Annotated in this window: 19 protein-coding genes; 13 read left to right on the plus strand and 6 right to left on the minus strand. The window is 61.8% G+C overall.

Features of this window, described 5'->3' with window-relative positions; all coding sequences use genetic code 11:
• Positions 1-154: 154 nt before the first annotated feature.
• From RHM62_RS16820 to RHM62_RS16830, 3 genes are all read right to left on the minus strand, one after another.
• Positions 155-1,510 (minus strand): TolC family outer membrane protein, encoded by a 1,356-nt coding sequence (locus RHM62_RS16820; RefSeq protein WP_322123197.1) that lies wholly within the window; start codon positions 1,508-1,510, stop codon positions 155-157.
• Between the two features lie 273 nt (positions 1,511-1,783).
• Positions 1,784-2,146: a hypothetical protein gene (locus RHM62_RS16825; protein ID WP_322123198.1), complete on the minus strand. Its 363-nt coding sequence runs from the start codon at positions 2,144-2,146 to the stop codon at positions 1,784-1,786.
• A complete protein-coding gene (locus tag RHM62_RS16830; RefSeq protein WP_322123199.1) occupies positions 2,136-4,973 on the minus strand; it encodes a retention module-containing protein in 2,838 nt (945 codons plus the stop codon). The genes RHM62_RS16825 and RHM62_RS16830 overlap by 11 nt, the downstream gene beginning before the upstream one ends.
• Positions 4,974-5,206: 233 nt before the next feature.
• Here RHM62_RS16830 and RHM62_RS16835 point away from each other — a divergent pair, with 233 nt between their 5' ends.
• Genes RHM62_RS16835 through RHM62_RS16845 form a run of 3 tightly spaced genes read left to right on the plus strand, consistent with a single transcriptional unit; the run spans position 5,207 to position 7,144 of the window.
• Positions 5,207-5,632: a CopG family transcriptional regulator gene (locus RHM62_RS16835; protein ID WP_322123200.1), complete on the plus strand. Its 426-nt coding sequence runs from the start codon at positions 5,207-5,209 to the stop codon at positions 5,630-5,632.
• 12 nt (positions 5,633-5,644) lie between these two features.
• Positions 5,645-6,790 carry a PHB depolymerase family esterase gene (locus RHM62_RS16840; RefSeq protein WP_322123201.1) on the plus strand — a complete coding sequence of 382 codons (1,146 nt, stop codon included), beginning with the start codon at positions 5,645-5,647 and terminating at the stop codon, positions 6,788-6,790.
• A gap of 27 nt (positions 6,791-6,817) precedes the next feature.
• Entirely contained in the window at positions 6,818-7,144 is a 327-nt protein-coding gene (locus tag RHM62_RS16845) for an NIPSNAP family protein (RefSeq protein ID WP_322123202.1), read from the plus strand.
• A gap of 18 nt (positions 7,145-7,162) precedes the next feature.
• Here the strand turns inward: RHM62_RS16845 and RHM62_RS16850 are convergent, their stop codons facing one another.
• Complete coding sequence (locus tag RHM62_RS16850) at positions 7,163-8,530, minus strand: NAD(P)/FAD-dependent oxidoreductase (RefSeq protein WP_322123203.1); 1,368 nt, start codon at positions 8,528-8,530, stop codon at positions 7,163-7,165.
• Positions 8,531-8,697: 167 nt separating this feature from the next.
• Here RHM62_RS16850 and RHM62_RS16855 point away from each other — a divergent pair, with 167 nt between their 5' ends.
• From RHM62_RS16855 to RHM62_RS16865, 3 genes are read left to right on the plus strand one after another with little or no spacing between them, the layout of a single operon-like run.
• Positions 8,698-9,753, plus strand: coding sequence for an efflux RND transporter periplasmic adaptor subunit (locus RHM62_RS16855; protein WP_322123204.1), 1,056 nt, complete (start codon positions 8,698-8,700; stop codon positions 9,751-9,753).
• Complete coding sequence (locus RHM62_RS16860) at positions 9,750-12,866, plus strand: efflux RND transporter permease subunit (protein ID WP_322123205.1); 3,117 nt, start codon at positions 9,750-9,752, stop codon at positions 12,864-12,866. The genes RHM62_RS16855 and RHM62_RS16860 overlap by 4 nt, the downstream gene beginning before the upstream one ends.
• On the plus strand, positions 12,863-14,254 hold the full coding sequence (locus RHM62_RS16865; protein WP_322123206.1) for an efflux transporter outer membrane subunit: 1,392 nt from the start codon (positions 12,863-12,865) through the stop codon (positions 14,252-14,254). The genes RHM62_RS16860 and RHM62_RS16865 overlap by 4 nt, the downstream gene beginning before the upstream one ends.
• A 116-nt stretch (positions 14,255-14,370) precedes the next feature.
• On the opposite strand, the gene RHM62_RS16870 is transcribed toward RHM62_RS16865, so the two are convergent.
• Both RHM62_RS16870 and RHM62_RS16875 read right to left on the minus strand, forming a co-directional pair.
• On the minus strand, positions 14,371-15,696 hold the full coding sequence (locus RHM62_RS16870; RefSeq protein ID WP_322123207.1) for a dicarboxylate/amino acid:cation symporter: 1,326 nt from the start codon (positions 15,694-15,696) through the stop codon (positions 14,371-14,373).
• Between the two features lie 112 nt (positions 15,697-15,808).
• On the minus strand, positions 15,809-16,255 hold the full coding sequence (locus RHM62_RS16875) for a DUF2721 domain-containing protein (RefSeq protein WP_322123208.1): 447 nt from the start codon (positions 16,253-16,255) through the stop codon (positions 15,809-15,811).
• Between the two features lie 186 nt (positions 16,256-16,441).
• On the opposite strand from RHM62_RS16875, the gene RHM62_RS16880 reads away from it, so the two are divergent.
• From RHM62_RS16880 to RHM62_RS16910, 7 genes are all read left to right on the plus strand, one after another.
• Entirely contained in the window at positions 16,442-17,224 is a 783-nt protein-coding gene (locus tag RHM62_RS16880; protein ID WP_322123209.1) for a 3-hydroxybutyrate dehydrogenase, read from the plus strand.
• Positions 17,225-17,415: 191 nt separating this feature from the next.
• Entirely contained in the window at positions 17,416-19,506 is a 2,091-nt protein-coding gene (locus RHM62_RS16885; RefSeq protein ID WP_322123210.1) for a CHASE domain-containing protein, read from the plus strand.
• Positions 19,507-19,899: 393 nt separating this feature from the next.
• On the plus strand, positions 19,900-20,544 hold the full coding sequence (locus RHM62_RS16890; protein WP_322123211.1) for a response regulator transcription factor: 645 nt from the start codon (positions 19,900-19,902) through the stop codon (positions 20,542-20,544).
• A gap of 599 nt (positions 20,545-21,143) precedes the next feature.
• Positions 21,144-21,968: a Crp/Fnr family transcriptional regulator gene (locus RHM62_RS16895; protein ID WP_322125434.1), complete on the plus strand. Its 825-nt coding sequence runs from the start codon at positions 21,144-21,146 to the stop codon at positions 21,966-21,968.
• A gap of 376 nt (positions 21,969-22,344) precedes the next feature.
• A complete protein-coding gene (locus tag RHM62_RS16900) occupies positions 22,345-22,575 on the plus strand; it encodes a hypothetical protein (RefSeq protein WP_322123212.1) in 231 nt (76 codons plus the stop codon).
• A gap of 98 nt (positions 22,576-22,673) precedes the next feature.
• Positions 22,674-23,864 carry a sensor histidine kinase gene (locus RHM62_RS16905; RefSeq protein WP_322123213.1) on the plus strand — a complete coding sequence of 397 codons (1,191 nt, stop codon included), beginning with the start codon at positions 22,674-22,676 and terminating at the stop codon, positions 23,862-23,864.
• Positions 23,865-23,875: 11 nt separating this feature from the next.
• A complete protein-coding gene (locus RHM62_RS16910) occupies positions 23,876-24,628 on the plus strand; it encodes a LytTR family DNA-binding domain-containing protein (RefSeq protein ID WP_322123214.1) in 753 nt (250 codons plus the stop codon).
• Positions 24,629-24,634: the final 6 nt, after the last annotated feature.

Here is a 24,634-nt window from a genome sequence, read left to right on the forward strand (position 1 = left end):
GCATGAAAAAGCGGCAGCGCGCCGGCGCGACCGCGAAGCTGTTTCCGGCATTGTCATCACCATCGTGGATGCGCCGCGTGACTGCATGAAGCCTGCCCTGTCATGAAAAATGCGCTGTCCCGGTCCGGGAACAGCGCATGCGGCCGGTCCGGAACTAGTTCTTTGCGGTAATGTTCGACCCCGAGGTCGCCAGCATACTCTCAGGACGCGGCGCCACCCCTAATGCATTGAGCAATTGGCCCATGTCAGCCAGCACGCGGTACTTGGCAAAGACTTCCAGGTACTGTCCGTTGACGTAATTCGAGGCCGCCGTGAAGGTCTCGTTTTCCGAATCCAGCATGTCGAGCAGCGTGCGCTGGCCGATGCTGAATTGCTTGGTGTAGGCATCGCGGGTCAGTGCGCTGGACTCGGCATGCTGGCGCAGCGACGGCATCCGGATTTGCGCCGATGTCAGTGCATTCCACGACAGCCGCGTGCTCTGGTCGACCTGCCGGTACGTGCGGTTCATGATTTCACGCGCTTCGCCGGACAAGGCAACGGTTTCATTGAGGCGCGCCGTATCCGAGCCGCCGTTAAAAAGATTCCAGCGCAGTCGCAGCATGGCGAAGCGGGAGTCGTTGCGACCCGGTACGCCATCGATATTGCTGTTGACCGTAGCACCGAGTTGCAGGTCGAGGCGCGGCGACATGGGTGACTTGGCACCGGCGATCTGGGCATTGGCGGCATCGAAATCGGCTCGAGCCGACTTGAGCGTCGGATGGTTGTCGATGGCCGTCGTCAGTGCGGCTTCCAGCGAGGCCGGAATCAGGCTGGCGGGTGGTCCGTCGACCTTGCCCAGATTCACAGGCGCACTGCCGACGACCCGCAGAAAGTTGATTTCGGCATCGCGCAGGTTGGCTTCGGACGAGGTCAGGTTGGCCTTGGCCAGACCCTGCCGTGCACTGATCTGTTCGAGGTCAGCTTTGCGCCCGACGCCACTGTCGCTGCGGATCTTGATCTGGTCAAAGGTGCGCAAGTGGACGTCGGCATTGGCGGTCGTCAGCACGACCAGATCGCGGTTACGCAACACCTCAAGATACGCTTCGATGGCACGTAACGCGGTTTGCTCTGAGGTGCCGCTGAGCTTGCTGGCGGAAGACGCGACACGCGCCTGGTTGCGATCGACTTCGCTCTGGACCTGACCACCATCGAGCAGCATCTGGTTGAGCGTGAGCGAAGCTTCATTGCGGGTAAGCAGCGAGGTACCGCCGGCAAAGCGGGTGCTCACGTTATCGGCCCATTCGCGCCCCGTGCCGATACCGAGATCGACCTTGGGCAGAAAGCCGCCGCGGGCGGCCTTGAGTGCTTCATCGGTCGACAGACGCCGATTGGCGTCCACCAAGACATCGGGATTGGTTTGCAGCGTCTGTTCGACGGCTGCCTTCAGCGACTGGCCGGATACCGGACCGGTAAAAAGAAAACCGGCAGCAATGACGGTCACGGAAAATGAGATGCGCGCGCGAGCAGTCATGGGAAACGCCCTTTCCAAGATAAAAAACACCAGGGGGGAATTGACAGACGAATTGTCAATTCGGCACTGAATATAGCAGAAGTTATTTTCAATGGAAATGGCACAGACATATGCGTGACATATTTGAGTCTCGAATGAAACAGTCGGCGACTGGCGAAGGTTTCCATTCAGATTGGTAGTTTTCCATGAGCATGAAAAAAATCCCATGTAACGTTTGCCATTGGAAATGCCGCACTGACGCACGCGGTCAACAGCTGCCACACACCGTGATGATCAGCCCGCGGGGCCGTCCGGCACGATCAGCCCGAGCAGGCTATTGAGATCAGGACCACCCGCGAGAGTGCCGATGTCGAACAACTGGTGGTGATCCGCGCCTTCGAGCAGGACGCGCACCAGCATGCTGCCGGGCGTGTGCTGGTGCTCGAACAGGACGAAGCCGCCGGCAACGGATAGCCCCGCGTTGCCGCCATCGAGCAGGTCGGCCAGTTGCAAGGTATCGGCATGGACTACCGGCACCGGTGCCACAAGGGGCGGTGACTCCGGTAACGGCATCGGCACGCCGGCATCGGCAAGCAGGTCCGCGTGCCGCAGCACGCCATCCTGGCCGTCGGGATGGCTGACCGGATCAGACGCCATGGATCTGGTCATGTGCCAACAGGCCGTTGAGGGTGACGCCCGGACCCACGTTATCGAGCGTCGCCAGCGGGACCGACGGCGCACCGGTGCCGCCGCCACCGGTGGCATCAAACTGGATCGACGTCACGCCGCCGGTAGTGGTCACCTGCAGGAAATTGGCTTCGTGGCCGGCGAACGCCGTGTGGTCGATGCCGTGCCCTGACAGCAGGTCGCCGATATCGAGCACATCACCGGCGGTCGACGCGGTGGCTACCTTGAAATCGAGGATGTGGTCGCCGCCACTACCGGCCGCGAGGTCGCCGTTCTTGTAGACAAAGGTATTGATGCCCGGACCGCCGCTCAGCATGTCGTCGCCTGGCCCGCCGCTGATGATGTCGTTGACGGTGGTGCCATGGACGATATCGGCACCGGCTGTACCGCTGAAGCTGGTCGCGCTGTAATTGAGAACGAAATCATGCGTCGCCGTCGTGACCGCGCCGCCTGTTCCGCTTTCGGTCGCGCTGGCTGTTGCGGTCAGTTGCAGTGCCCCGGCGTAGCCCGCCGGTGCGCTCACCGAGATCGTGCTGAGGTTCCAGTTCGCCCCGGCCGCAGAGTCGGCATTGAAAATCTCAATGGTCTGACCGGTGGTGGTAGCGACGAAGGTATGCGCCGCGGTACCGTCCGTCACGCTGGTGCCGACCGGCATCCCGCTGAGGAAAATCGTGTGGTTCGCGGCATGGCCGGCGGCGTCACTGAATACGCCGGTGATCGATGGCAGCAAGGCGGCATGATCCTGATACGCGCTGGCGGTTTGCGTCAGGCGGAGGTTATCGATTACCCCGCCCAGGGTGTCGACCTTGCCATCGAGCGCACGGAATTCGACCAGGTCGTTGCCGCCGGTGCCGGCAAATGAAAACGTATGGTGCAGCAAGCCGAAACTCTCGCCACCGGGCATCACGCCAATCACCGCGCCGTTGACCAGCACTTGCAAGGTGCTGTTGTCGCCTGCCGCACCCGGCGTCGTGCGCGCCGAAAAGTCGACATCAAGCTGGTACACGGTGCCGCTGTGGGTGGCAAATACCTGTTGCAGCGAATTGATGCCGGGTGTCGATTCGACTTCCAGCACCCGGTTGGTCGTCGACAGGCCGCCATAGACCGATTCCGGATTGATCTCGACCGATCCGGTAGCGCCCGTGACCGTATTATGCGCAACCCAGCCGCCGGCACTGCCGCCATTGAAATCATTGAATGCGCTCAGCACCGGCACTGCGCCGGTTTTCAGCGACACGGCGCCGGCATTGACGTCGGTCACCGGCAGGATGAACAGCGATACCGTCGTTGCTTTGCCGAGCGTGATGCCATCGGTAGGACGATAAATGAAGCTGTCGCCACCCACATAGCCGGCAACCGGCACGTAATTGAACGAGCCATCCGCATTGAGCGTCAATGATCCGTGCTGGACATCGCGCGAGAGCACCGCTGTCAGGACAGCAGAGTCAAGGTCCGTATCGTTTTGCAGCACGCCCGGGCCCGACACCGACAGCGTGCCGCCCTGCTTGAGGCCGTACTGCTCCTTGACACCGACCGGGCTGGCATTGACGTCGATGGTAACGGTGGCAACGTTGCTGTTGGCCGTACCGTCATTGGCCCGGTAGGTAAAACTGTCGGGACCGTGGTAGTTCGCGACGGGCGTGTAGGTAAATGTCCCGTCTACATTGACGACCACCACGCCGTGCGCAGCTTGCGTGACCAGGCCGGCAGTCAGCGCATTACCCTCGACGTCGGTGTCATTGGCCAGCACCGTGGTGCCGTTCAGCACCAGGTTTTGCCCTACGACATAGCTGTCATTGACCGCCACCGGCGCATCGTTGACCGGATTGACCGTCACCGTCACCGTCGCCGAACTGACATTGCCGAGCGCGTCGGTCAGCTTGTAGGTGAAGGTGTCCGGTCCGTTGTAATTGGCTACCGGCGTGTAGGTGTAAGACCCATCCGGATTGATCACTGCGGTGCCGTGGGTCGCGCCGGCATCGATGGTCCAGACATTACCGCCGGCGGATCCGGGCGTGTCGTTGGTGGCCACCGAGCCACTGACGGGGGTGTCTTCGTTGGTCGTGATGGCGTCGTTGGCAGTGGCTGGCGGCGTCGGTACTACGGGTGGCACTTCGGGTGGCACTTCAGGCGGCACTACGGGTGGAACTTCGGGTGGCACCTCCGGTGGCGTTACAGGTGGCACTACGGGCGGCACTACGGGCGGCACTGCGGGCGGCACCTCGGGCGGCACTACAGGTGGTACTGCAGGCGGCACCTCGGGTGGCGTATCGGCCAGTGCTGCCACCGGCTGCAAGCCGCCATTGACAAGAGGAATGGGCGGGACGGCAAAACCGCCTGCGGTATCGAAGCCGCTCGTGACATTGCCACGTGCCGCATTCTGGTCCACGACGACGAAGCTGCTGCCGCCGTCGTCGGTGGCACCGGCACCGGCTGCCGTTGCCGGTACCAGCGTGGTCGGATCGGCACCGGCGGCAATCGCGGCCTGGATGGCGGCGATGTCGCTTTGGTCGGTCGCCGCCTGGCGCGGATCGAAGACGCTGTCATCCAGCGCGATCTGTGAACTCCGACCAAGATCAACATGGGTGTTATTGACGAACTGGATATCGACCGCGCCATTGGCGGAAGTCTGGATCAGCTCATTCGCACTGACCTGGTCGCCTTCATGCAAGACCCGCTGGACACCGCTCTGATCGGTCGCCGTGACTTCGCCAACCACCAGCTTGACGGTGCCGATGCTGCCGGCCTTGGTGCCGGCGGTGACGGGCTTGACGGACGTATTCGCTGCAGTGGCCATGGGGATCTCCGGAAAGAAATACAGTTGATGAATTGACAGCATGGTAGCCGACCACACCGGCATTGCCATTGGACCAAAGTACTACCCGAACTAAAACGGGACAGCCGGGCACGGCGGCTTGATGCGCATGACGGGTTGACGTGTACGCGCATCCGCCTATAATTCCATCCAATCAGATGGCGCACAGATGCCATGCAGATGCCATTATCAGAATTCACCCGAAGAAAGCTCCCATGCGCACACCCGGCAGCCCCGCCCGAGTCATACCGAAAATCGCCGAAAGCGAAAAAATCACGATCAATCTCGGCCTGATCGACCTCGGACAAATCGATTTGCTGGTGCAGGAAGGCTTTTACTCGAACCGCACCGACCTGATCCGTACCGCAATCCGCAACCACCTTGGCACCCATGCCGACATCCTGCGCCAGACCGTGGCGCGCAAGAGCCTGGTTCTCGGGCTGCATCATTATTCCCGCAGCGACCTCGAGGCCGCACAACTGGCGGGCCAGAAGCTACAGATCCAGATCCTCGGACTGGCCAGCATCGCCACCGACGTCAGCGCCGAACTTGCGCTGGCTTCCATCGAATCTATTGTCGTGCTGGGCGCGCTGCATGCCAGCGATGAAGTCAAGCGCGCCCTGGCAGACCGTATCCACTAACGAAGGACACCCATGAAACTGAACGACGACATGCAAGAACTCATGCGCAAGGCCAATAGCCTGCTGCAATCCGGCCCGAAGGGTATCGCCACCAGCCTGGTCCAGCGCGTTCTGCAACGCGCCCTGCCCGGCCTGGTGCCGCCGCCGGAACGCCCGGTCATGAAGGACATCAATCCGCCACCGCCGGGACGGGAGTTACCACCGGCACCGGAAGTCATTACGCCAGCGGGAGTGCCGGCCTTCGTGGCGGACCTGCTGGACCGCTTCGGCGTACGACCGCCGGCGGGCACGCCGCCACCGCCTGCCACCGAACGCGGCCAGTTCCTGTCCGGCACGCTCACCAATGCCGCCGGCACCCGCCAGTACAAGCTGTACGTCCCCGCTGCTTATACCGGACAGCCACTGCCGCTGGTGGTGATGCTGCACGGCTGCACCCAGAATCCGGACGACTTTGCGGCCGGCACCGAAATGAATGCCCAGGCCGAACTGACGCCCTGCTTCGTGCTGTATCCGGCGCAATCGAAATCGGCCAATGGCTCGCAGTGCTGGAACTGGTTCAATGCCGTCGACCAGCAGCGCGAACAGGGCGAGCCATCAATCATTGCCGACATCACGCGCAAGGTCATGGCCGACTACCGCGTGCTACCAAAGCAGGTGTATGTGGCCGGACTGTCGGCCGGCGGCGCGATGGCTGCCATCATGGGGAGCACCTATCCTGAGCTGTATGCCGCCGTCGGCATCCATTCCGGCTTGCCCTACGCGGCAGCCACTGACCTGATGTCGGCGATGAAAGCGATGCGCAATGGCATGAACGAAACCCGCTCGGCACAATCGCTGCCCAGCGGCACGCGACCGATCATCGTGTTTCATGGCGATCACGACAAGACCGTTCATCCGCGCAATGGCGAGCAGCTCATCGAGCAGCATGTGCGCAGCGATACGCCGTCGTCGACCGAAAACGGCCGGGTCCCGAACGGCCATTCGTACACCCGCACCCTGCACCGCAAGCGCGACGGCTCGCCCCTGGCCGAGCAGTGGCTGATCCATGGCGCTGGCCATGCGTGGTCGGGCGGCAGCAGCAAGGGCACCTACACCGATGCCCGCGGCCCGCACGCGACCCGCGAAATGATGCGATTCTTCGCCACGCAACAAGGCTGAGCTCAGCCTTCAACCACAAGGAATTTCATGATCCACGAAATGCGCACCTACCATTGCGCGCCGGGCAGACTGCCGGCGCTGAACCATCGCTTCCAGACCATCACGCTCGGCTTCTGGGAAAAATACGGCATCCGCCAGGTTGGTTTCTGGACCACGCTGGTCGGCCAGAGCAACCAGACGCTGACCTATATGCTGCAGTGGGACAGCCTGGCCGAACGCGAAACCAAATGGAATGCTTTTGCCGGCGATCCCGACTGGCTGGCGCAGCGCGCCGCCACCGAAGCCGAGGGCATCATTGTTGAACGGATCGAAAACCAGTTGCTGGTGCCGACGGCGTATTCGGCACTACGCTAAAGCAAGCGCCTGCACGCCTCAGTGCAACTTGATGCGCGGCACCGTCTTGCCGCGCAGCCATTGCGCCAGCAAATCCAGCAGCATCCGCATTGGCCCTAGCAGCACCATCCGGTGCGAGCGGTACAGCGCCGCATACAGCAAACGGGCCAGCAAACCTTCGATCAGCAAGCTCTTGCCGGTCAGTTTTCCCATCAGATTGCCGACTGCATTGAAGCGCCCGAGCGACACCAGCGAGCCATGATCGAGAAATCGAAAAGCCGGCAGCGGCTTGCCGTCCAGCTGCAAGCGCAGCGCATTGACCAGAAAACCGGCTTGCTGATGCGCCGCCTGCGCGCGCGGCGGCACCGTGGTGTTTTTTTCCGGCCAGGGGCAACTGGCGCAATCCCCCATCGCAAAAATCGCCGGATCGATTTCGGTCTGCAAGCTGGCCAGCACCGGCACCTGGCCCAGCCGGTTGACCGGCAAGCCGAGCTCGCCAAGAATCGGCGCGACCTTGATACCGGCCGACCAGACGATCAGGTCGGCCGGCAGGGACTTGCCGCTGGCGGTCAGCACTGCGTGCGCCTCGACCTTGACCACCGCTTCGCCGGTCAGAACGGTCACGTTCAATTGCTCCAGTAGCTTGCCGGTCTGCAGCGCGACACGCTCCGGCAACGGCGCCAGAATGCGTGGCCCGGCTTCGACCAGCGTCAGGTGAATATCGCGCTGGCCATCAAGATGATGCAGGCCGTAGGCACCGAAAACTTCCGCGGTATTGCGCAGTTCGGCGGCCAGCTCGACACCGGTAGCACCGCCGCCGACGATGACGACATCGACCCGCGAGGCGGCACCGGGCGTGGCCGCGCTGGTGTTTTGCGCGCGCATGCAGGCCGAAATCAGGCGACGGCGAAAATGTTCGGCCTGGCCCAGCGCATCGAGCGCCATCGCATGCGTGGCGGCACCCTCGACGCCAAAATAATTGGTCATGCTGCCGATCGCCAGCACCAGCGTGTCGTAGGCCAGCGTGCGCGCCGGCAGTACCTCGATGCCTTCGTCATCGATCAGTGCCGCGACGCTGAGCTGCTTGGCCGCGCGGTCGAGTCCGCGCAGCTCGCCCTGCTGGAATTCAAAATGATGCCAGCGCGCCTGCGCGACATAATCGACCTGATGGGTATTGGCATCCATGCTGCCGGCAGCGACTTCGTGCAGCAGCGGTTTCCACAGATGCGACGGCGAGCGGTCCACCAGCACGATCTCGGCCCGCCCCGACTTGCCGAGCTGTTGCCCGAGACGCGTCACCAGCTCCAGCCCGCCGGCACCGCCGCCGACGACGACGATGCGCGGCACACCGTCGGTTTTTTTGGAAGTGGAAGGAACAATCGGTTGCAGCGTTGTCGGGGCAGTCATCGGCGAGCCTTGGCTATGAAGATCAGAAAACCATGATGCCATGATGCGGGCAAACGCCGCTGCTGCGTCTCAATCGCCTATCTACCTATCTGTTACTCTGCGCGCACTGATGGAGCGCGACTCCAGACTCATCCCTTGCGGGTCCACTCCTTCACATCCATCACGCTTTGCTGACTATTTTCCCTGCCCCCGCCCTCATTCTGACTGCGCTGCTCCTGCTGCCCGGCCCCGCGCTGGCGCAAGCCGCGCAGGTCGCGGCCGGTGCGATGCCCGTGATCGTGGCGGCCAGTACCAGTGCCCGCGACAACGTCGATCTGGAGATCATCGGCAGCGGTTCTGCGCAGCACTCGGTGGTGATTTTTCCGGCAGTTGCCGGAGAGGTTGTCGAGGTCGCGTTTGTTACCGGCCAGGCCGTTCGTGCCGGACAAGTGCTGCTGCGCCTGCTGGATCGACAGGAACGCCTGGCCGTTGAGCTGGCCTCGGCACAGGTCGATGCGGCCAAAGTGCTGGCCGATCGTTACGAGGCCACAAGAGGAACCGGTGCAGTGCCGGACCGTGTTCTCGACGAAGCACTTGCGGTGTTGCGTGCTGCCCGGATCACCCTGGCGCAAGCCCGCGTCGCCCTGGCCGACAGGGTCGTCCTCGCGCCGTTTGCCGGCATCGTCGGTTTGTCTGATATCGAGCGCGGCGACCGGGTCACGACCGGCAGCGCGCTGACCACCATCGATGACCGGCGCGTGCTGCTCATCGACTTCGCGGTCCCCGAACCCTATCTGGCACGTATCGCACCAGGCCACCTGATCGCGGCAGTCAACCCCGCTTATCCCGATCGTTCATTTGCCGGCAAGGTGTCCGGGATCGACAGCCGCGTCGATCCGGTGTCGCGCAATGTGCGGGTGCGGGCAAGCGTCGCCAACACGGCCGATCTGCTGCGTCCCGGCATGTCTTTCGCGGTGCGGCTGTCGATGCCCGGAAAAACATTCGTCAGCGTGCCCGAACTGGCCCTGCAGTGGGGCCGCGACGGCTCTTTTGTGTGGGTCATCCGCGAAGGCAAGTCGGCAAAGGTGGCGGTTCGTCCGGTGCGGCGCACGTCAGGTCACGTGCTGGTCGACGGTGCGCTGACCAGCGGCGAGACCGTGGTGGTGGAAGGCGTGCAGCGACTGCGTGAAGGCAGTGACGTGCGGGTTGTGGGCAAGCCGGCCGATAGCAGCGCCGCCCGATGAACGATGATCGTGCCAACGATCTGCCGGCGCTGTCGATCCGCCGGCCCTGGCTGATCATCGTCATCAACCTGCTGATCGTGATCGCGGGTATCGGTGCCTTGCTGGGTGTTGAAGTGCGTGAGTTGCCCAACATCGATAGACCGATCGTGGCAGTCCGCGCGGACTATCCCGGTGCCGCTCCCGAAACTCTTGACGCCGAAGTAACCCGTCTGATTGAAGGCGCCGCCTCCCGTGTACCGGGGGTCTATCTGGTGCGCTCTGCCAGCGAAGAAGGCAATCTGCGCGTGATCATCGAATTCAACCCGGACGTCGATCTGGTGACTGCGGCAAATGATGTGCGCGACGCGGTCGCCCGCGTTGAACGCGATCTGCCGGAAGGCGTTGAAAACCTCACCATCGTGAAAGCCGATGCCGATGCCGAGCCGGTGCTGCAGTTGGCCGTGTCCAGTCAATCCCTGGCGATTGACGCGCTCTCGCGCGTGGTCGAAGAACAGATCGAACCGGCGCTGATTGCGGTCGAGGGCGTGGCCGACATCGCGCTGTTCGGCTCGCGTGAGCGCGTCATGCTGGTACGTATCGATCCATTGCGGCTGGCGGCGCACCAGCTTGCGGTGAGCGACCTCGCCACGCTGCTGCGCACCGCGCCCTTCGATGTTCCTGCCGGGAGTCTGGAGTCGCCCAACCAGCAGGTGCTGGTGCGCGCCAACGCCTCGGTGACTTCGCCGGAAGCCTTGCGGGCTTTGCAACTGCGTCCGGGCCTGGCACTCGGCGAAGTCGCTGACATCTCCTACAGCCCGGCCAAAGCCACGTCCTATGTGCGGCTCAATGGACGAACCGTCATCAGCCTGGGCATCGTGCGACAGGCGCAATCGAATACCGTCGCCATCTCAAAAGGCGTGCGCGCCGTGGTGGACAGACTCAACCGCGACGGCGCTGATCTGCAAATTACCGTGGTGTCGGATGACGCCACGTTCATCAGCGGCGCCATTGCTGAAGTGCTCGGCAGCCTGGCGCTGGCGGTGCTGATCGTGGTGGCGGTAGTGGGTATTTTTCTGGGCCAATGGCGGGCCACGCTGGTACCGGTGGTGGCGATTCCGGTTGCCCTCATCGGCACCCTGGCGGCGATCTGGTTGCTGGGGTATTCAGTCAACTTGCTGACCCTGCTGGCGCTGCTGCTGGCGACCGGCATGGTGGTGGATGACGCGATCGTCGTTCTCGAAAATATCCAACGTCGACGCAGCCAGGGTTTAGGTCCGAGAGCGGCAGCGGTGCTGGGCACGCGGGAGGTGTTTTTTGCCGTCGTCGCCACCACCGCCACGCTGGTCTCGGTGTTCGTTCCGATCTCGTTTCTGCCGTCGGCGGCGGGCCGGCTGTTTGCCGAGTTTGGTTTTGTCATGGCCATCGCGGTGGCGATTTCTTCCTTCGTCGCGCTGACGCTGGGGCCGATGATCGCCTCGCGCCTGCCCGAAGAAAAGCCCCCCGGACCACTCTGGCGCAAGCTGTCGCACTGGGGAGAACGCGCGGCCAACGCTTATGCCCGATGCCTGGCCATTGCCTTGCGCCGGGCCTGGTGGGTGGTGGCTGCTTGCGGCTTGCTCGCCGGCGCTGCCGTCTGGAGCTACACGCAGCTCAATTCGGAACTTACGCCCACCGAGGACCGCGGCCTGCTGTCGATCCGGATGGAGGGGCCCAGCGGCGTTGGCCTGGGCTACATCGACCGCCAGCTCGAGCAAGCGCTGGCCATCGTCACCCCCTTGCAGGACGAAGGCCTGGTGCAAAACATTTTCACCATCACCGGGCGCTATGACTTGAACCGCGCCGAAATCGTCGCTCCCCTGACCGACTGGAGCAAGCGGTCGGTATCGCAGGCGCAACTCACGGCAAGGCTGCAACGCGAGCTGGACCAACTGCCCGGCGTGCGCGTGCGCATCCGTAGTGGCAACAGTTTGGGTGTAGGCGGCGGCGACGGCAGCGTGCAAATGGGCGTGACGGGCGATGACTACGCGCGCATCGCCGACGCGGCTTACGGTTTTGCGCAAGCCATCGAACGCGATCTGCCCGGTTTGCGTGACGTGCGGGTCGAGTACACCGTGGCCCAACCGCAGCTGACACTGAAGATAGATCGCCAGCGCGCCACCGAACTCGGCGTGTCGATCGAGGGACTCGACCTCATGCTGCGGGCCCTGGTCAGCGGCACCGAAATTGCCGAGCTGACGGTCGACGACCGCAACTTGCTCGTGATGCTCGATTCGAACGCCTATCGGGCGACCGATCCGCAAGACCTGCTGGCGTACAGCGTACGCGCCGGCGGCGCGGGCGGGGAGCGTCTGGTGCCCTTGTCGCAGTTTGTAAAACTCGAAGAAACCGCCATTGCCTCCGAACTTGAGCGCCTCGGCCAGCGCCGTGCCGTGCAGCTCAGTGCAGTAGCCATCGACGGCATGCCACTGCAACGGGCGGTCAATGATTTGCGCGCGCTGGCCGCGAAGGAACTGCCCTCCGGCATGGGCCTGCTGTTTCGGGGTGATGCAGCGACGCTGGAACAAACCGGGCGCGATGTCGCCATCACCTTCGCCATTGCCTTGCTGGTCGTGTTTCTGGTGCTGGTGGCACAGTTCGAGGGCATCACCAGCGCTGCCGTGGTGATCATCACCGTGCCATTCGGCTTGGCTGCGGCGGTATTTGCGATGACCTTGAGCGGCACCTCGCTCAATATTTACAGCCAGATTGGACTCTTGCTGCTGGTCGGCGTCATGGCCAAGAACAGCATCCTGATGGTTGAATTTGCCGACCAGTTGCGCGACGCGGGGCGCAGCGTGCTCGAAGCAGCCCAGGAAGCCGCAGTCACGCGCTTGCGTCCCATCATGATGACCATGGCGTCGACCGTGCTGGGTGCACTGCCGCTGGTGCTGGGCAGCGGCCCCGGTGCCGAGTCGCGCGCATCCATCGGCTGGGTGATTTTTGGCGGATTGTCATTGGCGTCGCTGTTCACGCTTTTTCTGACGCCGGTGATCTACCTCGGTCTGGCACGCTTTGCCAAACCGCGCGCCAGTCAAGGGGCGCTGCTCGCCGCGGAGATGAAGCTGGCGACGGCGCAGGAAGGGGACTCCGCATGAGGCACCGCATCGCCCTGATCGCTTTGACCTTGACATTAGGAGCTTGCGCGAGCGTGACCGCGCCGCCCGCGCCGGTCACGCTGGGGCTCACCGGCGCAGATCGATTTGCCGCCGCGCCGCCCGGGGCACCAATGCCGCTGGCGTCGGACCTGCTGTGGTGGCAGCGTTTCGACGACCCGGTGCTGGGCCGCTGGGTCGAGCGCGCGCTGGCCGACAATCCGGGCGTCGACATCGCCCGCGAACGGGTCGTGCAAGCCCGGGCGCTGCTGCGCGGCGCGCGGGCGCAGCGCCGGCCATTGATCGGTGCAGCAGCCGGCCTTGAATCCCGCAGCGGCAGCACATCCGGCCAAGGTGCCGGCGATGCCAGTGTGGAAGTGACGCTGGATTGGGACCTTGATGTGGGCGGTGGTTTGCTCCAGGCCGAAAGGTCGGCGGCCGCATCCGTGTTGCGCACTGAAGACCTGGTGCAGGCGGCGCGTTTATCCGTGGCTGCCTTGACGGCGCGGGCGTATGTGGAATGGCAGGAAGCGCGCCTCGATCAGGCGCTGCTGGCGGACGCACTCGCCATGCAAGCAGAGGTGCAGCGTGTCGTGCAGGTGCTGGTGCGCACCGGGCTGGCACCGCAAATCGACCTGGACCGCGCGCGCGCCGATGCCGCCACGATCGAGGCCGATAGCGCTGATGCCTCGGTGCGTGTGCGACAAGAGACGGCGGCCTTGCAAGTGCTGGCGGGCGAGCGACCGCAAGCAATGGACGGTGCCAACGGTCTTGTCCGCTTACCCGGGCTCCGGGGCCAACAGCCGGTGCCACGCCCTATCGACCTGCTGCGCCTGCGGCCTGATTTGCGCGCTGCCGAGCGTTCCCTGGCCGTGGCTGCAGCCAATCTGGGCGTCGCCGAATCTGCTTTTTATCCGCGTCTGCGCTTGCCCGGCACGCTTGCGCTGACCGCCGCCGGGCTGGGTGGTGGCGTACTCAGCATCGTCAGTCAGAGTGTGTCTGCGGTGCTCGACATGGTCTTGTACGATGGCGGGGAGCGCAGCGCCGGAGTCGATCTTGCACGCTCACGGGTGCGCGAGGCCGGCCAGTTGTATCGCCAAACCCTGCTGCAGGCGCTGCAGCAGGCCGAAGCTGCGCTGGTAGCCGCAGAAGGTCTCGACAGACGGATAGCGGCATTGCAGCGTGCCGGCACCGCCGCCGACGCTGCCCTGTCTCAGGCGCGCACGCTGTACAGCAATGGACTGACCGGATTCATCGATGTGCTCGATGCACAGCGCATCGTACTGACCAACCGCCAAAACCTGCTCCGCGCCCGCGCCGATGCGGTCCGTCAAGCCATCACCTTGTTCGAGGTCATGGGGATGATTGCGGCTGAGGAGATACCCCGATGAGGTCGCTTACCTTGTTCACCGTGACCACTTAGCGCTGATGAAAACCGCCATGGTGAACATGGCGGGCGATGCCAGAGAGCTCCGGCATGCAGGGGCAACGACGAACCCACCCGTGATTACAACGGCGCTTGCGGCACGCCGTGGGTTTTCTCGGCCAGCACTTCCGGCTCGTCGGTTTCAGTTGCGTTCGGATTGTCGAGCGTGTGCTTGAGCTTATCCATGTCGACATCGCCGGTCCATTTGGCGACTACCACGGTGGCAACGCCATTGCCGATCAGGTTGGTCAGGGCCCGCGCTTCCGACATGAAGCGGTCGATGCCGAGGATCAACGCCAGACCGGCAACCGGCACGCCGCCGACCGCCGACAAGGTCGCTGCCAGCACAATGAAACCACTGCCCGTGATACCGGCGGCGCCCTTCGATGTCAGCAACAGTACGGCCAGCAGCGTGATCTGCTGCATCAACGACATTGGCGTATTGGTCGCCTGGGCAATGAACACGGCTGCCATCGTCAGGTAAATCGACGTACCGTCCAGATTGAAGGAATACCCGGTCGGTATCACCAGGCCGACGACGGATTTTTTAACGCCGAGGTTTTCCATCTTGACCATGATGCGTGGCAGGACCGATTCCGACGACGACGTCCCCAGCACAATGAAGAGTTCTTCCTTGATGTACTTGATGAACTTCCAGATGCTGAAGCCGTGCGCCCGCGCGATCGAACCGAGTACCAGGAAAATGAAAATCAGGCAGGTACCGTAAAAAGTCCCCATTAGTTTTCCGAGCGACAGCAGCGAACCGACACCGTACTTGCCGATGGTGAAGGCCATCGCGCCGAATGCACCTATCGGGGCTAACTTCATGATCACGCCGACGATGCCAAACAGGACATGCGAAGTCTTTTCGATGAAATCAAACACCAGCGTGCCGCGACCGCCGACCCGGTGCAGCGCGAAGCCGAACAGGATGGAAAACATCAGCACTTGCAGGATTTCGCCCTTGGCGAACGCATCGACGACGCTGGTCGGGATGATATTGAGCAGGAAGTCAGTGGTGCTCTGCAACTTGCCGGGGGCGATATAACTGGCGATGCCTTTGGTATCGAGCGAGGCCGGATCGATGTTCATGCCCGCACCCGGTTGCAGCAGGTTAACCATGACCAGGCCGACGATCAGCGCGATCGAGCTGACGACTTCGAAATACAGCAATGCCAGGCCGCCGGTCTTGCCGACCTTTTTCATGTCTTCCATACCGGCGATGCCGATCACCACGGTACAGAAAATGATAGGCGCGATGATCATCTTGATGAGCTTGATGAAGCCATCGCCGAACGGCTTCATGGCCGCGCCGGACTCAGGATAAAAATGGCCCAGGGCGACGCCGATGACGATAGCGGTCAACACCTGGATGTACAGGGATTTGTAAAGCGGGGGGCGGGACATTGGAACTCCGGTCAGGAATGGGCGGAAAAAATCGCCCGTGGAAAACAAGCGGCGGATAGTGCGGGTGCCGCATGATATCGGCAATAGCGGTTTTCCACAGTCACCGGACCGGTCAGCGCACCCGCAGCAGCAGGCGCCGCATCGTGAGGGTTTTGGTAGCGATGAAAATTTCACGCATGAAAAAGAAATAACTGCCGATCAGCGACAGCATCCCGAGTACGAACAGTACCGCGATGAATTTACCGATATTGAGTTCGAATGCGTCACCCATGAAGAGCGTCGCAATGACCAGGCAGACCAGCAGGGCACAGGCGGTACTGAGGGTGATGGCGACATTGATCAGGTGGCCGCGCTGGTACAGCACATTGATTTCCGCGCTATCGGCCGGGTCGGTCGCATCGCCCGGCCTGATCCGTTCTTCGAGTACGCGCGACCGGTCGATGATGCGCGAGAGCCGGTTGGTCAGCACCACCAGATTGGTGCCGACACCGGTCAGCAGAAAGACCGGCGCAATCGCCAGTTGAATAATGTGTCCGACATCGCCGAGCTGGATTTCCATGGTGTGGTCGATCAGGAAGAAGTAGAAAAGAGGAGAACATCTGCAAGGTCAGGCCGGCCCGCGCATCGCGCAGCAGGGTAGCGGCGAAGTGCGTCAGCGTCAACGCCCGCTGTAGCTCCAAGCGCGGTAGTTATACTGTGTCGCGCAGGTCCACGACGCCCATACAACAGCCACAAAGGATAACTCATGTTACTCAAGGATAAAGTTGCCGTGATCACCGGTTCCGCCAGCGGAATCGGTAAGGAAATTGCATTTGAATACGCCAGGGAAGGCGCCCGCGTCGTCATCGCCGACCTCGCGCTGGAGGCTGCACAGGCCACCGCCGACGAGATCATCAAGAACGGTGGCCAGGCCATGGCCGTGGTCATGGACGTCACCAGCGAAACCCAGGTCGATGACGGCATCGCTGCCGTCGTAAAAGCCTGGGGCGGCGTTGATATCCTGATCAGCAATGCGGGCATCCAGATCATCAGCCCGATCGTCGACCTGTCGCTCGACAAGTGGAAAAAAATGCTGGCGATCCATCTCGATGGTGCCTTCCTGACCACCCGCGCCTGCATGCGCGCCATGATCGCCGGTGGCAACGGCGGCGCGATCATCTACATGGGTTCGGTCCACTCACACGAAGCCTCGCCGCTGAAAGCCCCGTATGTCAGCGCCAAGCATGGACTGATCGGCCTGGCCAAAGTGGTCGCCAAGGAGGGTGCCAAGCATCGCATCCGTTCGAACGTGATCTGTCCCGGCTTCGTACGCACACCGCTGGTCGATCGCCAGATCCCCGAGCAAGCCAAGGCACTCGGCATCAGCGAGGAGGCAGTCATCAAGACTGTGATGCTCAAAGATACCGTCGACGGTGAGTTCACTACCACCGCCGACGTCGCCCGCACCGCTGTTTTCCTGGCTTCGTTCCCGACCAGCGCCCTGACCGGCCAGTCGGTGGTCGTCAGCCATGGCTGGTTCATGCAATAAACCACCGCTGCAAAGGTGTCCGCAGCACCGGCAAATTGCTGGTGAGTGGCTGCAACGACGCGCTGCGGCCACAGCACTGTGCATGAGCGCGCAATCGACGCGCCCATCCGGAACGACTGTTGGTAAGATCGCCAGACGTTACCGGGCCAACCCGGCCCGGTAACGCTCCAACCACGATCCGTGCACCCTTCATGTCATCGTCCACTCCCGACTTCCGCTCTTCCTCACACTTGTTCCGCAGGCGACGCAAGTGGCTGCCCGGCGACGTCATCGCCGAGGGTTCCTGGCTGTTGCCGGCACTGGTGCTGATCGTGACAGTGCTGCTGTTCCTCGTGGTGCGCGGTGCCGAATTACGCATCGCCCGCCTCGATACCGAACAACGGACACAGCACACGATTGCGCACTTGCAGCGCCACCTTGACAGCCAGGTCCAGCTCTTGCGCAGCAGCGCCGCCATGCTGATGCTCGATCGCATCGTGCAACGCCAGCACTGGCAGTCCTATCTGCAGCAGCTGCAACGACTGGGTTTGCCGGCCGGCATGCAGCAACTTGGTTACGCTCAACATATCGCCGATAGCGACAAACTGGCGCTGATCAGCGCGATGCACGCCGATGGCAGCACCGGCTTCCGGATTTTTCCTTCCCGTACCCGCGAAGCGGCACTGCCGGTGCTGTATGCCGCGCCGGAAAACAACAATCCGTTGATCCGTGCCGGCTTTGACCTGATGTCGGACGCGCTCCTTGCCCCCGCGCTGCAGCGTGCCACCGACAATGCCACGGCCACCCTCGCCAGCGTGCCGGAACGTGCTGGCATGGCGGGCCAGTTCCTGCTCGTCGTGCCAGTTTTTCCCGGCAATGTGGTGCCGGAAAACATCCCGCAGCGCCGCGACACGCTGGTTGGATTTGTCTTCACCGTCGTGCAGATCGATGCTGCATTCATGGGGCTGGCAGGACAATCGGTCTCCGACGGCACAGCCACCGTGTCGCTGCGACTATTCGATCAGCCCGCCACCGGTCACCGCGCATTGCTCTACCAGAATCCCGGAACTTTGCTGACCACGCACCGCACGCTGCGACCGGTCAATCTGTATGGCCAGACATGGACGCTGGAAACCGGCAGCCCCGGCATTCCCGCCACCACCTCGATCGGTGTTGCCGTCACCGGCCTGCTGCTGGCTGCCTGGCTATGCTGGCTGACGCGGCAGGCGCTGCAACGGCGCAGCAACATCCGCCGGAGAGCACGTGCCGAGGCCAGCGACACCCGGCAGGCCAAACTGCAACTCGCTGCACTGACCGCGCTAAGCCAAGAGGCGATCATCGCCATTGACCGTCGTAACCGCATCACCGTGTTCAATGATGCAGCCCGACGCCTGTTCGGCATTGGCGACGACAACCTGATTGGTAGGCCGCTGCGGGAACTGCTACCGCACCGGCTCAAAGGTGCGCGACCGGTCACGCCGCTGGAACTCCAGGCCGGACAGGTTGCCGTCTACCGGCTGTGCGGACAACAAGGCCAGCAGGCGCGACGGCGCAACGGCAGCGTCTTCGGCTTCGAGGCCACGCTTTTTATGAACGGCGGTGAACGCCAGCACGGCTACACCATTCTGCTCAATGAACTCCCCTCCGGCAACGCCAGCGACACTCCCCGGGACGACTGGCAAAAACATCTGGTGCAGGAAATGCACGATGACTTCGGCCAATTGCTGACGGCCATGAAAATGGACATGGGCTTGCTACGGACGCAACTGGCTGGCGCGCCGGCACCACCCCTGCCAGCCACGCTGCAGCAACTGGACCGCATCGACGGGCTGGTCGATAAGATGATGGATTCGGTACGTCGCATCCTGGCCGATCAGTCAGCAGAACAAGTTCACGACAACGACTTTTTCAAGGCACTTGCCCTACTGGTCGACGGCCATGCCAAGCGCTACCAGATTGCCTGCCAGCTTGATCTGCCATCCGCCCCGCCAGCGTTAGGCGCGGCGCTGGCCAACCCCTTGTACCGGATCGTGCAGGAAGCCCTCAACAATATTGCCAAGCATGCCGCCGCCAGTGCGATCACCATCGATGTCGCGGCCCCGCCCGGCTATTTGCTGCTTGCCATTACCGACAATGGCTGCGGCTTCGTCCCGCAACAACCTTGCGGCCCCGAAGCCTACGGACTGGCCGGCATGCAGAAACGGGTAGATGCGCTGGGCGGCGTATTGCACATCGAGACCAGGCTCGATCGCGGTACCGCGATCCGCATCAAACTGCCGCTGGACTCCTCGAATACCTCCTGACACGCCACAGTGCGTTGACCAGCCGGGCATTTTTTACAGCCCGGCTTGTTCCATACCCGCTTGCAGGGCTCAACCCGACCTGCCGCCGCAAAAACTCCACATCGACACGCAGAAATCCACTGGGCCTTGAGGTTTATCAATCAGCCGGCATTAATTTCAGATAGCGTGTTGCGAGGGAAAAAACCTGACTCATCGTAGTAATGACACATGCTTTTTCCAGCCGGGCCGCACGCTTTCAGACCGACTCTCATCAGGAAACCAACCGACCATGTGTGACTCACCACATCACTGCCCGCCCGTTCCGGATAGCCGGGTCGGATTCGATGTTGACCAACACGCGACAATTGCGCATGGTCCGATCCGACGATCTTCCTTGTTGCGCCGATCCGCCGGATGATCCGACTCCTGATTGCAGATGACCACACCATCATGCGCGAAGGGCTCAAGCGCATTCTGGAAGGTGCCGACGATATCGACGTTGTTGGCGAAGCAGTGGACGGCTTCGAGGTCCTCGCCCAGGTGCGCAAAGGCGGTTTCGATCTGCTGATGCTGGACCTGTCGATGCCCGGACGCAGCGGCGTAGAACTGATCCGCCAGATCAAGGATGAAGCGCCCCGGTTACCCATCCTGATCCTGACCATGCATGAAGAAGAGCAATACGCGATCCGCGCCATTCGCGCTGGTGCCCGGGGCTACCTGACCAAGGAAAGCGCAGGAACACAATTACTGAGCGCTATCCGCAAGGTCGCCTCCGGCCGGCCGTACATCAGCAATGAAGTCGCAGAACAACTCGCCATGGATGCCATGCCATCCGACGATGACTATCCCCACAAAAAATTATCCGATCGTGAATTCGAAGTATTCAGCCTGCTCGTCAGCGGCAAGACGATTACCGACATCGCCGACATGCTGCGTCTCAGCGCCAAGACCGTCAGTACGCACAAGACCCGCATCCTGCACAAGATGGGCATGAGCTCGCTGGCTGAACTGGTCCAGTACGCAGTAGCTTGCCGGCTGCTAAAGCCCTTCAAGATATAGCCATCAACACTGGAGCAGTGCATCAACATCCGGACGACATCACACGGAACTACAGGCAACATCACGCCACCTACCCGCAGCAGGAAAATCGCGAATTCACCGCAGAGGGCAAGTATTCCGGTACGCAGAGAATAGACCGGACGTAAGTCGCCAGTACGGTAGGAATAACCCTACAACAAGCAACCAAACCCTACGTTTCTATTCAGCGCCTACCGATAGTATTTGACCTTTACAGTTGCCATAATTCCAACTTCTCAACAGGGGTCAACAATAAGAACCTGGCCGTTCCAGCTGTCGTGATCAGGTTCATCAATAGTAAAAAATGCAAGCTGGCAGATATCGTTTCCGGATTTCAGTGCGCCACCACCGAACAGCCTGAAACGCCGGAACCCATGTATTCGGAGGTTTCCTCCACAGAAGCAGGTGCGGTTCCGGTGATTGTTGATACCGCCCTCCCTGTCCGCGATATACCGAGTGCGCCGTCTCACCGGCCGCATCAATGAAGTCTGCTTATTTAGGAATAGGAGTCGGTTATGCTGTCTACGCAACTATCTGCCATCCGAACGGAAACTACCCCGCCCGCACAGAACGCCACGCCGATCGAAACCGGGTGGCAACGTCAGGGCAAGCTCTGGTCCAACCTGAAGGAATTGTGCGATGTCTTGCGTATCCCGCCGACTTCTGCCTCATTAATCGCCGACGAAGAACTCCTGTTCCAGCACGTACAGTTCAAAACCGGACAGCGCATACACACAATAGGTCAGCCGTTCGATGCGCTCTACATCGTCCATTCCGGTTTCCTGAAAACGGTACTGATCGATGAATACGGCAACGAACAAGTCCTCAGTTTTCCCATGAAGGGCGACCTCTTCGGTGTCGACGGCATCCACACACGGCGCTATGCCTCCGAAGCCGTGGCTCTGTCCAACTGCGACCTGATCCTGCTTCCTTTCAAAAAACTGACCGCACTGGGTCGTATCCATCTTGAATTCGAACACGCGATCTACAGCGTCATGAGCCGCGAACTGGTCCGCGAGCAAGCGATGATCAGCATGCTCGGTGCGCTCAGCGCCGAAGCGCGCGTCGCCCGATTCCTTGTCTCGCTGTCAGATCGCTATGCCGAAATGGGCTACTCGAGCAAACTGTTCAACCTACGGATGACACGCCACGAAATTGGCAGCTACCTCGGGCTAACACTCGAAACCGTCAGTCGCACCTTGTCGGCATTCAACGAAATCGGACTCATCACCGTCGATCAGCGTTCGATAGGCATCAAGGATCCGGAGGCACTGAAAACCTTGCGACGTCTTCCGCCATCCAGCGCACGCGCAAAGCAAGTCGCTTCACGCAAAGCTCGACAGCAACCCCGCGACGTCGCCTCGCCACGAACGCCGTGTAACGAATCCATTCCGGCCTCGATGTAAGACCTCTACATTTATCCTCCAACCACCAACTACGACGCCGCCGATCCTGTTCGGGTTGAGCTTGTCGGGAATGTACCGGTAGGTGCGCCTTCGACAAGCTCAGAAAGAACGGTTTTCGTAGATTGTCATAGGCGGTCTTATGTTGTCGAAGCTTGCCGTGTGGATTGCGATGCTCACGGCCCAATGATGGAAAGTGATACCGGCCATCAAGCAACCGCCTCCGCACCAGGCAAACGCCCCTCCCCGGCAACACAGCCCATCCCGCATTTTCGCACCCTCATGCCATCGAAACTGCAGATCGTCACAATCGCATGGCAACCGTAATGGCCTTTACCTACAGTGTGTTCATCACAACGAACCCCTGGAAGGAAGCCAAATGAAACCGCTCCGCACACTCCTCAGCCTCATCCTGCTCGCTGCTATGGCCACCACCGCCGCTCACGCCGACGACCGGATCCGCACCACCCCCATTGCAGTCCAGACTACGGTCATCGTATTGCCGCCCGTCGTCATCATCGGCAAGCGACTTGACCCCGCCGAAAAAAATCGCCTGGCACAAACGATCCCGCAAGGCCGTAACGTCCGGTCTACCGGCCACAAGAGCTAAACCGGCATTGCATTTTCCCAATACCCGCACGCCATACCTCCACGGTGAAAGTTACACTGAGGTCCAAACAAATTGCATGTCCCATTCCGGCCCACACCATGAACCCGAACTTCACCGCGACCTGCAAGCAATTCCTGACAACCCTGCCTGACAAACTGGCGCGGGCATTCGATACCACCGCGACCTGGGTCACGCAACTGTCGTGGTGGAAATTTTTCCTGTTCGCAATGCTGGTACTGGCGGCCGGCGCGATCACGCAGGAAACCCTATTTACGTCGAGTAACAAGGTCAACGTGTCAGGGCACGGACCATCTGCCAAGCCGGTCAGCGGCCGTTCGAAGCTGGTCAATAACGGCGAATCCCGGATCACCATCGATTCCACCGGCATCCATATCCACGATAACAAGCCGGACAGCGCCAGCGCTCCCGACAATGACGATGTCCACATCAAGCTGCCGCCCGAAGTGAGCCAGCAAGTGCAGGGAGTCATCGCCGACGCCGTCGATGATGCAGCCACCCGGAAAGCCGAGACCTGGCGCGAAACCTCGTCCGACTGGTTCATGAATTTTGTGCTGTTGCTGGTACTAGGTCTGTTTGGCACGAAGGCCCTGATGGGTGGGAAAAAACGCGCCGAAGCCCAGGCCGTGATCGCCAACGCCGCCGCAGAGCGCGAAGCAATGCAGCGCCAGGTCAGCGAAGCGCGCATGCAGATGATGCAGGCGCAAGTCGAACCGCACTTCCTGTTCAACACGCTGGCCTCGGTCGAACACCTGATCGAAACCGACCCGCCGCGTGCCGCGCGCATGCAGCACAGCCTGATCCAGTACTTGCGCGCCGTCCTGCCACAAATCCGCGACAGCGCACCAGTGACCAACCTCGGTCGGGAAGCCGACATGGTCAGCGCCTACCTCGAGTTGCTCAAAATGCGCATGGAAGAACGGCTGATCGTCGATTGCCGTATCGCCGAGGGCCTGCGCAGCGCCGCCTTCCCGCCGATGATGCTGCAGTCGCTGGTGGAAAACGCCATCAAGCACGGACTCGAAGGCAAGCCGGAAGGCGGCAGCCTGCGCATCTCGGCCGAAGTTGCCCACAACAGATTGCGGGTCTCGGTGGCCGATACCGGCCTCGGGTTTGGTGCGGTTGCCAGCGACGGCACCGGTCTCGGCTTGCAGAACATCCGCGAGCGGCTTGCCTTGATGCATGGAAACAACGCACAGCTGATCATCATGCCCAACCCGAGCGGTGGCGTCATTGCCACCATCGAAGTTCCTTACACGCTGGCCCGCTAACGAGTCCCCCTATGCCTACTGCCCTGATTGCCGACGATGAACGCCTGATGCGCGACCAGTTGCGCTTGCGCCTGACCCAGGCCTGGCCGGAACTCGAGATCATCGCCGAAGCCCGCAACGGCGACGAAGCCATCACGCTGGCGGCCGAACACCGGCCCGACTTCGTGTTCCTCGATATCCGCATGCCGGGCAAGAACGGACTCGACGCGGCGCAGGCGATCGGCAATGCCAGCCACATCGTGTTCGTGACCGCCTACGACCAGTACGCGATCGATGCCTTCGAGCGCGGAGCGATCGATTACTTGCTCAAACCGGTCGAACCGGAACGCCTGCGCCTGACCGTGGCGCGCCTGAAAGCACGGCTGGCAACACCGCCTGCCGCACTCGACGGCGTGCTGGCCCAATTGACGCAGCAGCTCGGACTGGCGGCCAAGCCGGTCTATCTGCAGTGGATACAGGCATCGGTCGGGCAGGAAATACGGCTCATCGCGGTTGCCGAAATCCTGTTTTTCCAGTCCGATGACAAATACACCCGGGTCCAGACCATGCGTTTCGAAGCGCTGATCCGCAAACCGGTGCGCGAACTGGTGGCCGAACTGGATCCGGCCCGGTTCTGGCAAATCCATCGCTCGACGCTGGTCAATGCCGATGCCATCGACGGCGTCACCCGCGACCTGCGCGGACGCCAGCTGGTGCTGGTCAAGGGACGACCCGACAAGCTGGAAGTGAGCCGCAGTTTTGTTCATCTGTTCAAGCAAATGTAAGGACGG

Source organism: Actimicrobium sp. CCC2.4 (assembly GCF_034347385.1).
Classification (GTDB): Bacteria; Pseudomonadota; Gammaproteobacteria; order Burkholderiales; family Burkholderiaceae_D; genus Actimicrobium.

Excerpts from the sequence above, each read along its gene's own strand:
- RHM62_RS16875 (WP_322123208.1), bottom strand. The coding sequence starts at position 16,255 with ATGGAAATCCAGCTCGGCGATGTCGGACACATTATTCAACTGGCGATT.
- RHM62_RS16905 (WP_322123213.1), top strand. The coding sequence starts at position 22,674 with ATGAACCCGAACTTCACCGCGACCTGCAAGCAATTCCTGACAACCCTG.
- RHM62_RS16830 (WP_322123199.1), bottom strand. The coding sequence starts at position 4,973 with ATGGCCACTGCAGCGAATACGTCCGTCAAGCCCGTCACCGCCGGCACC.
- RHM62_RS16880 (WP_322123209.1), top strand. The coding sequence starts at position 16,442 with ATGTTACTCAAGGATAAAGTTGCCGTGATCACCGGTTCCGCCAGCGGA.
- RHM62_RS16850 (WP_322123203.1), bottom strand. The coding sequence starts at position 8,530 with ATGACTGCCCCGACAACGCTGCAACCGATTGTTCCTTCCACTTCCAAA.
- RHM62_RS16840 (WP_322123201.1), top strand. The coding sequence starts at position 5,645 with ATGAAACTGAACGACGACATGCAAGAACTCATGCGCAAGGCCAATAGC.
- RHM62_RS16835 (WP_322123200.1), top strand. The coding sequence starts at position 5,207 with ATGCGCACACCCGGCAGCCCCGCCCGAGTCATACCGAAAATCGCCGAA.
- RHM62_RS16870 (WP_322123207.1), bottom strand. The coding sequence starts at position 15,696 with ATGTCCCGCCCCCCGCTTTACAAATCCCTGTACATCCAGGTGTTGACC.
- RHM62_RS16910 (WP_322123214.1), top strand. The coding sequence starts at position 23,876 with ATGCCTACTGCCCTGATTGCCGACGATGAACGCCTGATGCGCGACCAG.
- RHM62_RS16820 (WP_322123197.1), bottom strand. The coding sequence starts at position 1,510 with ATGACTGCTCGCGCGCGCATCTCATTTTCCGTGACCGTCATTGCTGCC.
- RHM62_RS16825 (WP_322123198.1), bottom strand. The coding sequence starts at position 2,146 with ATGGCGTCTGATCCGGTCAGCCATCCCGACGGCCAGGATGGCGTGCTG.
- RHM62_RS16900 (WP_322123212.1), top strand. The coding sequence starts at position 22,345 with ATGAAACCGCTCCGCACACTCCTCAGCCTCATCCTGCTCGCTGCTATG.
- RHM62_RS16885 (WP_322123210.1), top strand. The coding sequence starts at position 17,416 with ATGTCATCGTCCACTCCCGACTTCCGCTCTTCCTCACACTTGTTCCGC.
- RHM62_RS16890 (WP_322123211.1), top strand. The coding sequence starts at position 19,900 with ATGATCCGACTCCTGATTGCAGATGACCACACCATCATGCGCGAAGGG.
- RHM62_RS16865 (WP_322123206.1), top strand. The coding sequence starts at position 12,863 with ATGAGGCACCGCATCGCCCTGATCGCTTTGACCTTGACATTAGGAGCT.
- RHM62_RS16860 (WP_322123205.1), top strand. The coding sequence starts at position 9,750 with ATGAACGATGATCGTGCCAACGATCTGCCGGCGCTGTCGATCCGCCGG.
- RHM62_RS16845 (WP_322123202.1), top strand. The coding sequence starts at position 6,818 with ATGATCCACGAAATGCGCACCTACCATTGCGCGCCGGGCAGACTGCCG.